Source organism: Enterococcus sp. AZ062 (genome assembly GCF_051715065.1).
GTDB lineage: Bacteria > Bacillota > Bacilli > Lactobacillales > Enterococcaceae > Enterococcus_B > Enterococcus_B mundtii.
This window is the reverse complement of the sequence record NZ_JBIOTB010000001.1, coordinates 315,925-329,334: the sequence shown is the minus strand read 5'-3', so window position 1 is coordinate 329,334 and position 13,410 is coordinate 315,925. Positions and strand designations below refer to the sequence as shown.

12 protein-coding genes and 1 pseudogene are annotated in these 13,410 nt (G+C 40.3%); all 13 read right to left on the bottom strand.

Going from position 1 to position 13,410, the window contains the following annotated elements; translation table 11 throughout:
• Positions 1-95: 95 nt before the first annotated feature.
• A complete protein-coding gene (locus IGJ00_RS01595; protein WP_074799637.1) occupies positions 96-1,091 on the bottom strand; it encodes an aldo/keto reductase in 996 nt (331 codons plus the stop codon).
• Between the two features lie 220 nt (positions 1,092-1,311).
• Positions 1,312-2,130 carry a peptide-methionine (S)-S-oxide reductase MsrA gene (msrA, locus tag IGJ00_RS01590; protein WP_074799636.1) on the bottom strand — a complete coding sequence of 273 codons (819 nt, stop codon included), beginning with the start codon at positions 2,128-2,130 and terminating at the stop codon, positions 1,312-1,314.
• A gap of 98 nt (positions 2,131-2,228) precedes the next feature.
• Positions 2,229-2,966, bottom strand: a complete 738-nt coding sequence (gene truA / locus IGJ00_RS01585) for a tRNA pseudouridine(38-40) synthase TruA (RefSeq protein ID WP_074799635.1) — start codon at positions 2,964-2,966, stop codon at positions 2,229-2,231.
• Positions 2,967-3,103: 137 nt separating this feature from the next.
• Positions 3,104-4,156 carry a PTS transporter subunit IIC gene (locus tag IGJ00_RS01580; RefSeq protein WP_071866187.1) on the bottom strand — a complete coding sequence of 351 codons (1,053 nt, stop codon included), beginning with the start codon at positions 4,154-4,156 and terminating at the stop codon, positions 3,104-3,106.
• A gap of 13 nt (positions 4,157-4,169) precedes the next feature.
• Positions 4,170-5,108 (bottom strand): 2-dehydropantoate 2-reductase, encoded by a 939-nt coding sequence (locus IGJ00_RS01575; RefSeq protein WP_019722895.1) that lies wholly within the window; start codon positions 5,106-5,108, stop codon positions 4,170-4,172.
• Between the two features lie 507 nt (positions 5,109-5,615).
• Positions 5,616-6,455 (bottom strand): PRD domain-containing protein, encoded by an 840-nt coding sequence (locus IGJ00_RS01570; RefSeq protein WP_074799634.1) that lies wholly within the window; start codon positions 6,453-6,455, stop codon positions 5,616-5,618.
• Between the two features lie 50 nt (positions 6,456-6,505).
• On the bottom strand, positions 6,506-7,966 hold the full coding sequence (locus IGJ00_RS01565; RefSeq protein WP_074799668.1) for a glycoside hydrolase family 1 protein: 1,461 nt from the start codon (positions 7,964-7,966) through the stop codon (positions 6,506-6,508).
• 31 nt (positions 7,967-7,997) lie between these two features.
• The gene (locus tag IGJ00_RS01560) at positions 7,998-9,839 is read right to left on the bottom strand and encodes a beta-glucoside-specific PTS transporter subunit IIABC (RefSeq protein WP_074799633.1); all 1,842 of its coding nucleotides are present in this window, start codon (positions 9,837-9,839) and stop codon (positions 7,998-8,000) included.
• 203 nt (positions 9,840-10,042) lie between these two features.
• Positions 10,043-10,165: pseudogene (locus IGJ00_RS01555) on the bottom strand (dicarboxylate/amino acid:cation symporter); the annotation flags it as partial.
• A 29-nt stretch (positions 10,166-10,194) separates the two neighbouring features.
• Entirely contained in the window at positions 10,195-10,815 is a 621-nt protein-coding gene (locus IGJ00_RS01550; RefSeq protein ID WP_071866225.1) for an AAA family ATPase, read from the bottom strand.
• Position 10,816: 1 nt separating this feature from the next.
• Positions 10,817-11,686 carry a class II fructose-bisphosphate aldolase gene (locus tag IGJ00_RS01545; protein ID WP_074799625.1) on the bottom strand — a complete coding sequence of 290 codons (870 nt, stop codon included), beginning with the start codon at positions 11,684-11,686 and terminating at the stop codon, positions 10,817-10,819.
• Positions 11,687-11,707: 21 nt separating this feature from the next.
• A complete protein-coding gene (locus IGJ00_RS01540; RefSeq protein WP_074799666.1) occupies positions 11,708-12,100 on the bottom strand; it encodes a hypothetical protein in 393 nt (130 codons plus the stop codon).
• 19 nt (positions 12,101-12,119) lie between these two features.
• Positions 12,120-13,409 carry a PTS sugar transporter subunit IIC gene (locus tag IGJ00_RS01535; protein WP_074799624.1) on the bottom strand — a complete coding sequence of 430 codons (1,290 nt, stop codon included), beginning with the start codon at positions 13,407-13,409 and terminating at the stop codon, positions 12,120-12,122.
• Between the last annotated feature and the right edge of the window lies 1 nt (position 13,410).

The window sequence follows — 13,410 nt, the reverse complement described above, 5'->3', positions numbered from 1 at the left end:
TCCGCCTTTTATTCGGTTTTAAAATATGCTAGAGGACTAATGCCCCAGACACTCTTGCTTTTGTTGTATCCACTTCAACGTGATTTTCTCACACGTTAATTTTCTGCCAAAATCGTTTCGATCGTTGCTAGTTCTTCTGGTGCAAAGACGAGATTATCTTTCATTTTGACACTTTCCTGCAACTGACTCAAACGGCTAGCACCGACTAAGACACTTGTCACTGATGGTTGTCGCACATTCCACGCCAACGCCATCTGAGCCAATGTTTGTCCTCTCGCTTCCGCCACTTCCTGTAACTGTGTGATTTTACGTAGTGTCGCTGCAATCTGTTCTTCTGAAAGAAAAGGGATTTCTTTTCGATGGGCACGTGAATCTTCAGGAATACCATGTAAGTAGCGATTCGTTAACAAGCCTTGTGCTAAGGGACTAAACGTGATTGCACCTAGTCCATTTTCAGCAAGAACAGGTGCTAAGTCCGTCTCAAGTAATTCTCTTGAAAACAGATTGTAACGCATTTGATGGATCACGAAGGGAGCATCTTTTTTGCGTAAAATTTCCGCCATTCGCTGTGTGTCCGCCCCATTGTAGTTAGAGATACCGATATAAAGGGCCTTTCCTTGTCGAACTAATTGCATCAATGCCTCTGCGGTTTCTTCCAAAGGTGTTTCAGGATCTGGACGATGATGATAGAAAATATCCACATAGTCCAAACCCATACGTTGCAAACTCTGGTCACAACTGGCAATGATCGACTTACGAGACCCCCAATCGCCATAAGGGCCATCCCACATATGATAACCTGCTTTACTAGAGATAATCAGTTCATCTCGATAGGATTTGAAATCTTCTTTAAAAAGTCGCCCAAAGTTTGTTTCAGCTGCTCCAGCAGGTCCACCATAATTATTGGCTAGATCAAAATGGGTGATGCCTAAATCAAAAGCCCCCCTTAAAATTTCCCGCTGATTACTGATGGGATCATATTCCCCAAAATTTTGCCATAACCCTAAAGACAGTAAGGGCAGCTTTAAGCCAGATCGACCGCTTTTACGATACTCCATGTTTTCGTAACGCGTTTTATCAGCTACATACATTTCATTCACTCCTTATTTTTTATGATTATCACAGAAGTCTTCCACTCCGAAAAAATAAGGAGTTACTTCTGGAATGCCGTTTTTCATTTTCAAGGATAGCAGATGACTACTAACCCAGCTTTTTGATCCATCTCTATTTCAAGTACCCATGTATCCTTGTCTACTTTCAAGTGATACATCAGCTCTGGCAGAAAACGCTATCATAATTGTGTTAACTTATTTATTTCTTGGCTTTTTTTCCCCAATTGTGCGTCATTCTTTGCAAAAATGCTAATTGACGACGGGTTTGTTTTATTTTTTTGTAACGTTTTGGTTGCTTCTGGTAAAATTGTTGATGGTAATTTTCAGCCGGCCAAAAAGCTGTCGCTGGCAAAATAGCTGTAACTATCGGTTTTCTGTAGCGACCTGATGCGCTTAATGCTTGTTTCGACGCTTCAGCAGTTTTTTGTTGCTCTTCATTTTGAACAAAAATGATTGGGCGATATTGTTCTCCGCGGTCTTGGAATTGTCCAAATTCATCCGTCGGGTCCGTTACTTGCCAGTAAATCTCGACTAGCTCTTGATAACTGATCACTCGCTTATCAAATATGATCTCCACTGCTTCCACATGACCAGTATAGCCGCCACTGACTTGGTCATAATTAGGGGAATCAAACTGTCCACCTGTGTACCCGGACATCACAGAAACAATCCCTGCTTTTTGCTCAAAAGGCTCTACCATACACCAAAAACAACCGCCAGCAAATACTGCTCGTTCTTGAACAGTCGGATCTGTCATTTCGTGTTTAGAAAAATCATACCGCGCTTCCCCTAACGGATCGCCGATCATTTGCAAATAGAAATCCATGACGTCTGGCGTTAGATTTTGTCGTAAAGCTAATGGTCGTAAAGAAACTTCCAACTTTTCAAGTACCTCTTTTAGAGAAACAGAAGTTGCTAACTCTTCTTTTGCTGTAATTAGTTGTTGCCGTTCCCAGTCTCGCGTGTTTGGGTTTAAAATCAAATTATAGAGAGTGGTGATTTCTTCCTCTTTCTTCATCGGATCTCCTCCTCCCAAAGTGTCCCTTGTCGATCCAAGGAAACAGGAAAAAGCTGAGATTGCTTTTTCACTATTTTCTTTGAATCATTTAACATCTCTTAATAATACACTTCATCTAGAAAAAGCGCATGTGCGGGAACTGTCTCGCCTGCTTGCTGTCTGACTTTCGTTTCAAAAATCGTATCGATCAAAGATAAATCAGCTTTACCTGAACCAATATCTAAAATCGTTCCCATTAAGATCCGTACCATTTTATACAAAAAACCATCTCCTACAAATGTAAAATGAAGCATATTGCCTTCTTGTTGGACCGATAATTCTTCAATTGTACGTACTGTTGATTTTTTTGTTTTTTTCAATGCTGAAAATCCAATAAAGTCATGTTTTCCTTCTAGTTTCCGACAAGCTTCTTCCATTTTCTCCAAATCAAGTGCCTTCGGATAATCAAAACTATGGTTTCTTTCAAACACTGTTGGAATCGGTGCATTCCAAACGTAGTAACTATATTTTTTCCCTTTTGCATTATATCTAGCATGAAAACGTTCAGGTACTTCTTCCACTTTTTTCACCACAATATCTCTTGGCAAATAACGATTGAGGAAATCCAGCATCTCCATTCGACTCATTGTACTAGCTGTTTTGAAGTTAGCTACTTGACCTCTGGCGTGTGTCCCAGCGTCTGTTCGACCAGAACCGATAATCTCAATCGTTTCACCGGTCATTTGCGAAATGATCGCTTCGATCTTTCCTTGGATCGTTTTTTCATCATTACCAAGTCGTTGCCAACCAGAATATCTTTTTCCATCATATTCGATCGTTAATTTTATATTTCTCATGTATTCTCCTTCTATTGGATCAAATGATCCATTGTTTTCATTTAGTGTCAGTATAGCAGATAACACCAGCTTCTTCTCAAAAAAAAACGCAATCCAGAAATTTCTCTGTTTTGCGTTTTTTTCTTTTATAATTTTGATCAACCTAAGAATTTGAAGACTTCTTCCCGGTCGTAAAGTTTTAAGACTTTTTCAAATACCAATTGCGTAAATAAAGCAGCCGCGACTGGTACGACGAACCAACAAATCAACACCATCACGATATTTAGTCCAGCATCTAATGAAGCAAGAGGGCCAACTAAACCAACGATCCCAAAGCCCGCAGAAGCTGGTGTTCCTGATACAGAGAAAAGTGCAACAGGTATCGCTGTGATAACCGCACTTACTAAACATGGAACTAAGATGATCGGTTTACGGAATAAGTTCGGCATCATCATCTTCATCGCACCTAACGCAATCGCAATCGTGACACCTGATTTATTGACACGCCAAGAATTGACGATCAACACAAAGGTTGTTGCTGCAACACCCATAGCAGCAGCACCAGCAGAGACACCGTCTAACTGGATTGCTAAACCAATCGCCACTGTTGAAATCGGTGAGATGATCAAAAAGGCAAATGAACAACCGATCAAAATAGACATCAAAAGAGGTTGCAATGTCGTGAAGTTATTGATACCTTCACCGATTGCAGAGGTGATCGCTGTCACATAAGGGAATAAATAAAACCCAATAAGACCTGCGCCCACACCGACTACGATTGGTGTCAATACGATTGCGACTGACCCAAAACGATCGCCGATCAATAGGATCAGACCAACAGCAATCGCTGCAGTAATCATAGTATTGATGATATCTCCTGTACCTGACCCTACATATACACCTGCTTCACCAAGGTCTGGCATAAAGCGGACAACACCAGAACCGACAAATGAAGCACCAGCTACTACCATCATTTGCATCGGATTAAACCCAAATTGTAACCCGATCAAACCACCAATGATCAACGGAGTCGCTAATTGGAAGATCACAGCTAGTTGTGCGATCGTCACAGCAACAGGATATTCACTGAAATACTTTAAAATAGCTCCTAAAACAGCATTTGGAATCAGTCCTACGATGATCCCTGTTGCTGTTCCAGCTAATACTTTGTTCAAAAAAATTCTTGGCGTTAATTTATTCGTCGTATCCATTTATTTGTTCCTCCTATTTCGCCTGTAAAATCTGTTCTTTTGCATGCACGAGCGCTGTCAAAAAGTCACAGTAAGGCGTAGCGATCCCGTATTTCTTTCCTTTACGTGAAATCGCACCGTTGATATAGTCGATTTCTGTCAATCGGTTGTTTTTGATCAAATCTTGATGCATCGATGGGAAATGCATACCGATCGTCTCAGGATCAAAACAAGTTTCACAGTGTGCGACTGCTTCTTCCACATCCAAATCAATATTTTCGGCTTTTGCTACTTGACCAAATTCATTTACGATAGCAACAACCATATCATGAGCCGTAGAAGTACGACCAAGTCCTGCCATGTTCACGTCTAAAATCGTACATAAGCCGTTCATTGTGCCATTGACACAAGCTTTACGATAGATCGAGTAATGGATATTACTTGAATACTTCGCATTCAAACCCGATTCAGCTAAAGTTTCTGCCAATTCTTTCGCAGCTTCTTCTTGTCCGTCTCCTAAGTTTTGTAGTTCTACTGAACCACTACCAAATAATTTCACACGTCCAGGACCTTCTAGGCCTGCCGTCCACATTGTATTACCAATAAAAATATTTTTCATTGGTACAAATTTTTCAATAATATCTTCATGGCCGATTCCGTTCAATAAACAAAGGACTTTTGTCTCATCTTTGATCATTGGACGAATATCTTCCAACATTTTTTCTAGTTGCATTGCCTTCGTGAATAAGACGATCAAATCAACTTTTTCTACGTCATTGATTTCTGATTGAAGAACGACTGGGATATCGACAACGATGTCCTCACCGTTAAAGTTAGCTTTCAATCCGTTTTCTTTGATCGCTTCTACATGGTCTTTCCAACCATCGATCAATGTCACGTCATTTCCACCTTTTTGCAACATGAGTCCAAACCGACTCCCCATTGCACCTGCACCAGCAATTGCTATCTTCATTTCTTTGTTCTCCCCCTTTAATTTGGTTATACGACGAATAAGCAAATAATTCCCCTTACGATCATTCAATCATTCACAATGTCCGCTAGTTATGACTGATTATTCGCTTGAAAAACTATTTTACTTGACTCATTTTCCCATTTCCTTTAATTTATTTCAAATAGCCTGATTGATTGCTCACAAACGTAAGCGTTATCTAATCATTTTAAGCCCAATTGGATGGGTTGTCGCACGACACTAAGGAGTATTATACACTAAAAACAGCCCGTTTTTTTAATATAACCCTAATTTTTTTTGTTAATTTTCAAATCAATTATGTTATATAACTAATCAGATACGATTGTGAATCACCACACGATATTATCCGAAAAATAGGATATCTGGTACTTTATAGACATATATTTCGCTAAAAAGTCTATTCCTCCTATTTGTTACAAAAAAAAAGCAGCTATCAGAAAGGATCACTGGCTTGCTGCTTTTCATTACTTAATCTTGTCTATTTTTTCTTCAATCAGGGTGCCGCATCAATCGATTGATATGCACACCTAGATAGGTGACTTCCTCTTTCGTGATTTCCTGTTGGATCATTTTCTGGATATATTGCCTTACTTTGTCTGCATTTTCCATCGCCAATGGATACAAGGTACACATTTGCTGATATAGACCATCATCTTGTCCATCCAGCATCTTATTCGCAAACAACCGTTCAACGAAAAAACGAACATGAGTAATAAAACGACTATAATGGATCGAGTCTGGAGCAATGTCGATCCGAATCGAATATTTTACTAAGTTGACGATGCCACCAATCATTTTCGCTTGCTTCATACTATCGGTTCCCTGACTTTCTTGAGACAATGAATTAATGACATGAAAGGCGATATTTGCCGCTTCTTCAATGGGTAACTCGACATCGGATTTTTCATTGAAGATCGTTAGCGCTTGCTCGGCTGCTTGATATTCTTCCGGATAGTAATTCTTGATCTCCCAATATAACCGGTTAGTGATGATGATTCCTTTGGTCATACGTTCAACTGAAAAATGTAAATGATCAGGTAATGTTAAATAAATACTAGAGTTTAACCGTTTCCCTAGTCGTTTTTCCATACTAGAGACCATTGCTTTCGTTAATTCAAAATAGGTCAAAGGAACCTCTTTGATCAAATCTAATAATTGCATGGCTTTGCCTTCATCATAGGGCAGATAGATTTCATCAATCGAATCATCCGAGATGATCTCACCGGGCTTTTTGCCAAAACCAATCCCTTTTCCTAAAGCAATCATTTTTTGCTGATTGCTGTCGATCAATACCACACTGGAGTTAAGCACCTTTAGTATTTTCCTCATGATAGCCTCCTTCGGTCAAGGTTACTCCTTGAACGCATCGAACAGTTCCTTCACTCGATGGATCGACCGTTCGTTCTAATAACTTCTTTATACCAGTAAAATGAATCTTTACGCAAGCGATCATAACTTCCATTTCCTTCATCATCCGCATCTACATAAATGAATCCGTAACGTTTTGACATTTGAGAGGTTCCGGCACTGACTAAATCAATAGGTCCCCAACTTGTATACCCAATCAAATCAACCCCTTCATCGATGGCTGCTTTCATCGCTTTGAAATGTGCAGTAAAATAAGCGATTCGATAGGGATCATGGATTTCATCGTCAATCACTTCATCAAAAGCTCCCATGCCATTTTCAACGATCATCAAGGGTACTTGATAACGGTCATATAATTCTAGTAAAGAAATTTTCAAGCCTAAAGGATCAATTTGCCAACCCCAATCTGTCGCTTCTAAATAAGGATTTTTAACACCCAAAACGGTATTCCCCGGTGTCCGCTCTGCCTTTGGATCTGCGGATTCACACATAGACATATAATAACTAAACGATAAGAAATCTGCCGTATGTTCTTTCAATAATTCTTTGTCACCAGGTAGCATGTCGATTGTGATATGACGGTTGGCTAAGTCTTTCAACACGAGCGGCGGATACATACCTTTCACTTGAACATCCGCATAAAAATGATTGTTCATATTCTTTTTCAATGTTCGTTCCACATCTTCTGGTCGACTCGTCAACGGATAGGTCATCAATTTGGTCAACATACAACCAACTTGGCTACCAGGGATCTTTTCATGGCAATGTTTCGTTGCTAAAGCTCCTGCTACAAATTGATGATGTAACGCTTGATAGATAGATGCTTCAATTTTGTCTGGTTCGATCGTATCAGTCAAAATCCCGGCAGTCGTAAATGGGTGTCTAAAAATACTATCCACTTCATTGAACGTCAACCAGTAATGAACATACTCCCCAAATTCATCAAAACAAGTATCTGCAAATCGAACAAAGTCATCCACCACACTTCGTTGAATCCAACCGTTGCCTTTCATCGCTAATGCTAATGGCATCTCATAATGAGACAAGGTCACAATCGGTTCGATTCCTAAGCGCTTCATTTCTTTAAAAACTTCTTTGTAAAATGAGACACCTTCAGGATTAGCTGTCTTTTCATCCCCATTTGGAAAGAGTCGGGACCACGCAATCGACAAACGTAATGTAGTAAACCCCATTTCTGCAAATAACGCTAAATCCTCTTTGTAACGATGATAGAAATCGACCCCTCGTCGTTTAGGGAACCACTTGTCTGTAGGGTCGGCTATTGCTTCTTCTACTTTTTCGATCGTCACACCTACATGAGCTGCGTAATCTTTGTTGTCTACATTGGGTTTGTAGGTTGCAACATCGGCCACAGATAACCCTTTTCCACCAATATTCCATGCTCCTTCTACTTGGTTTGCTGCAATTGCACCTCCCCATAGAAATCCTTCGGGAAAACCTGTTTGTGTCATATCCATTTTTCTATTCCTCACTTTCATTTTTTCATTTTGCTAAAGCAGAAATCATCAATAACTCAGTATTGGGTGTCACTGATTGATTTTCTACTTGACGATCAATGTGATACTCCTTCTGATTGGTCACGACCACCACAACGACTGGATCAAATCCTGCTTGTTTGATTTTTTCAATATCAAACTCAAGTAAACGCTCGCCTGGTTGCACCATCTGCCCTTCTTGAACAAGGGCATGGAAACCTTCACCTTGTAACTTGACTGTATCGATTCCTACATGAATCAGTAATTCTACTCCGCTCACCGTTCGTAACCCGATTGCATGACCTGTCTCAAATAGCATGGTCACTTGTGCTTCTTCAGGAGAAAAAACAATACCTTCTTCTGGAATGACCCCGACACCTTCGCCAACCATCCCACTAGAAAAGACATCATCTGGGACTGTTTCAAGAGGAATCACTTGCCCTTTGACTGGGCTCACGATACCCCAAGTTCCTCCCCTACGACTCTCGTTCTCTTCTTGTGTGGTTGCTTCTTCTTGATCTTTAAAAAATACCAAGCCACCTACAAACGACACAACAAAAGAAAGAGCTGTACAGACGAATGCCCAGACAAGATTCATCGGTTGATCTGCACTGGCAAACATAGTGATACTCGCAATCCCTGGTCCAACCAATGCGAAGGCTTCTAAAGCCATGATTCCGGCAAATATCCCGCCGATGAAACTAGAAACCATCACGATACTCAATACCCTTTTGTGTAAGATCGTGACCCCATATAATGCGGGTTCAGTGATACCAAACAAAGCTGAGATTCCTGCAGAAATCGCTGTTTGTCGCAATTTCATATTTTTTGTCTTTAAACTTACGGCAAAACATGCACCAGATTCAGCGATATTGTGAGCCAAAGAAGCCGGTAAATAGAGCATCTCTTTTCCTAACTCTCCCATTGAAGAAACAGCATAAGGAATCATCGCTTTGTGCATACCAGTAACGACCATCAATGGTAAAACTGCAGCAAGTAAACCTGTTGCTAACCAGCCTAATCGTTGATATAACTCGACGATCAAATACGAGAATGCGCCACCAACGTTATATCCTAAAGGGCCTAAAATCAGCAGTGCAACTGGAACAGTCACTAATAAAGCAACCATCGGAACAAAGAAAATACGAATCGGCTTCGGAGAAATCTTCGTGACATATTTTTCGACGATACTGTAAAACAACACCGTTAAGATTGCTGGGAAGACTTGAGAAGCATACGCAATATTTTCAATTGAGAACCCTAGAAAGGAGGTTCCGTCTGCTAGAAGGGTTGCCATCTCTGGTAAAAGCAAAGCACTCACTGCTGAAACAGCTACGATTTCATTGACTTTTAGCTTTCTTGCTGTCGTCATCGCAACTAAAATCGGTAAGAAGTAAAGAGGCGCTCCTCCGATCAAATTCAATAGCAGGTAAGTAGATGAGTTTGCATCCATCACACCCAATAAAGATAAGAGCAGTAAAAGTGATTTTAAGACACCGCCACCTGCAATCGCGGGAATCAACGGTTGAAAGACTGAAATGATAAAATCAAGTAAAATTGTGCCAACAGGTTTCTTTTCTTTGTTTATGTTCTGATCTGCAGAGATTTCTCCGATCAATTTGGCTAATTCGTCATAAACTTCCACTACTTCATTCCCAATGATTACTTGGAATTGAGCATTGCTACGAACACCAATGACCCCATCTAAGCGTTCTAACTCTTCACGATTTGTTTGTTTGACATCTTTCAACGTAAAACGAAGTCTAGTTGAACAATGTTCCAAATGAATGATATTTTCTTTTCCGCCAACGAATTGTAAAATATGCTTTGCTAAAGTTTGATAATCCATTTTTTCCACTCCTTCTTTCGTTTTTCTTTTTCGCTGCGCAGACAAAAAAGAAAAAAGCAGGCAAGACCATAAGAAATAACAACAAAGGATTCTTTGTGTGTCTTTCTTTAGGTCCTGCCTGCTTTACCAGTCACATGCCTGTTTTATTTACATTTACTATAACAAGTATTTTTTAAAATTGCAACCCCTTTCTTTTTATTCATTTAGCCACGACTAAAAATCTCATAATCGATTTCATCGACTGATTTCGCCACTAGGATCGCTGAATACACATCAGAATTGACATTCAAAATCGTACGCAACATCCCTACTAACCATTCGACACCAGTCGAATCAATCAATTTGTCATTAATTTTTATTGGTCATTCGCCACTCGCCACTCTAACTCGTCTAACAGCGGCGTATAATCCACTTTGGTAAAATCAGTCACATCGAATGTATAAAGCGTTCCAAGTTCAAAATGTTCATACTTTCGATCATTTATAACAGCTCTAAATTCTTCTTTGGTGATATGATTGGTTCCTAACGATCGATCGTCCAACGTATCCCCATAATGATAATGGTCCATGATATAACTCAAATGACGTTCAGGATCACGATCTCTTTTATAACGTCGTTGCCATAGTACATCAAAGTCTGCGTGCAAGCGAATCGTGATCACTTCATAGCCATATTTTTTTGATAACGCTTCTAATGGTCCTTTTTGTTTGTCACTGAAAGGATACTCTGAAACAATCACTTTCTTCCCAGCTTCCATGTACAGTTCCAACGCCTGATAAAAGAATGGATACACCTTGTTTTTTTCTTGCTCTGCTCGTTCAGCTAAATTATCGAACCCAATTGATTCAGCGTAATACTCTTTGACTTCATCTAAGGTAAGACGATACATCGTTGGAAACCGTTCGAACAGTCGTTCCATCAAATAGGTTTTCCCTGTCCCAGGACTTCCTGCCAAAAGAAACAAATATTTTTTCATTTTAGCTCTTTCCTGCATAGATCTCACTTCCTGTATTCAAAAACAAGCCGATTTTATGTTTGATGATTGCCTTCACTGCTTCATTGGCTGGGATCACGTTGTGGCGTAATGATCGGCTGACTTCTGTTTCACCAAAGCTTTCTTTTGCGGTTTTCGTCCAGTTGACAAGTAGCTCTGTCCCAACATTGAATTTACGGATTCCGTGATTGATCAACTCTGGATAATCTTCCTCTTTCACTCCAGTACCACCGTGGATGACCAAGGGAACATCGACTACTGCGTCGATTTCTTTCAGGAGTGGTAGATTGACTTCTGTTTTTGATTTGAATTGCCCATGATTTGTTCCAATAGCAATTGCTAATGCGTCTACTTCAGTTGCTGCTACGAATTCTACCGCATCTTCTGGTTTGGTATACACTTTATCATCTTCTGCCACATGGATTCCTTCTTCCGTCCCACCAATCGTTCCTAGCTCCCCTTCCACTGAGACACCACGAGCATGGGCGTATTCAACGACTGCTTTTGTTTTCAAGATATTCTCTTTAAAAGGTAAATGGGAACCATCATACATCACCGAAGTATAACCGCTATCGATTGCTTGCTTGATATCAGAGAAATCACGCGCATGGTCCAGATGAAGGACAGCATCCACCATTTCTTCTTCAGCGATCGTTTTCACTACATTGACTAAGACATTCATCCCAATATATTTCGCCGTATCCACACTTGTTTGGATAATGATCGGCGCACCCATTTCTTTCGCTGCTCGTAACATTTCTGGCAACATCTCCAAGTTATGCGCATTGAATGCGCCCACGGTAAAATTCAAAGCTTCTGCTGTTTTTGTTACTTCTTTTAATGTCGTATACATTTTTTATAGCCACCTTTATTCTTATTTATTCCCTGTAATCGTGAGTTGTTTAGCAATTTGTCGCATCTCGTCCATTTTCCCCATATAATGATCAATTCCTTGATCGTTCCCAGCTCGTGCAGCTTCTGCTCTTTTTGCATTATATAAAGACATCAACTTCTTGTACCCATCATTGATACTTTTCTTCAGTGATAAACTTTTTTCAAGCTGTTCGATTGCCTGATCGTTATCCCCTAACTCAGCGAGTTTTAGTCCTACTTGTTCAAAAAGAACAGCTAGTTGGTCTGTTTCTTCTGTCTGGTCGATATCTTTCTTGAGTCGTTCGATTGCTGTTTGAAGTTCTTCTTTTTCTTCGCTGGAAAGCGTCTGTATTACTTCAGGTTGCTCTTTTTTCTTTTTCAAAAAACCAAACATCATGATCCCTACTTTCACATTAGAATGCTTTTAAAATCGGACTTAAGATCCAAGCGTAAAGTAGCGCTACCACTACTGTGTCGACATCTGTCGCTGTCGCACTAACAAATCCCATTGAATTGAAAATCGTTACTAGTAATGCTGGCAACAAGGTAATAAAGAAACCATGAGCGATCCCGCCAATGATTGCTCCTCGTCGTCCACCAACTGCATTACCAAAAATACCCGCTGTCCCCCCAGCAAAGAAATTCGTCAACATCCCTGGCAGAATCATCGCTAATCCAAACATCGGTAATGTAAACATCGCAATGACCGTACCGATCGTTGTGGTGATGAACCCTAAAATCACTGCATTCGGGCTATAAGGGAAGAATACCGGACAGTCTAACGCTGGGATCGCATCAGGAACTAGTTTCATCGCAATTCCACGAAACGCTGGAACAATTTCGCCTAGTAATAAGCGTACCCCTGAAAGTAAGACGTATACACCGACAACAAACTGGATAGCTTGTAAAAAGGCAAACATGATGTAGTTTTGGCCCCCTGATAGCTCAGCCGCAAACGTCTCTCCTGCAAACAACACAGTCACGATATAAAGAGGTACCATCACCACCATGACCGATAGATACGTATCTTGTAAAAATTCAAAGTGAGCAGGCAATTTGATATCTTCAATCGATTTCTTGTTCTCGCCTTTTTCACCAAAAATTTTTGCTACCCCAGCCTCAAATAAATAACCGATCGTACAAAAATGCCCTAAAGCAATATCGTTTGAACCGGTGACCTTACGTATGATTGGTTGCGCCATCGCTGGCATCGCAACAGCAAAAACTGCCCCAATGAAACCACCAACTAAAATCAAGACAAATCCACGTAACCCAGCAAAGTACCCAAATACAGTGGTCATCGTCGCCATCCATAAGATTGCTTGACCAGTCAAGAAGATATATTTCCATTTGGTAAACCGTGCCAGTAAAATATTGAAGACAAAAATAGCTAAAAATGTTAATGCGATGTCTCTACCTAGACCAAGTTCATTCATTGCTTGACCATTGATTGCTTCAATTGAAGGAATGATCCCTTCCATTTGGAACCCTTCGGTAAAAATTTGCCCAAAATACGTCAAACTACCGACGATGATACTCGAACCCGCACTTAAAACTTGAAAGCCTAGCAATGTTTTCAATGTACCCGAGATAATCTGACCCGTTGATTTCTTTTGCAGAATCAGCCCTAACATCGCAATCAAGGCAATCGTGATCGACGCTTGAGTCAAAATGTTTTCGATAATAAAATTGATAACGCCCATG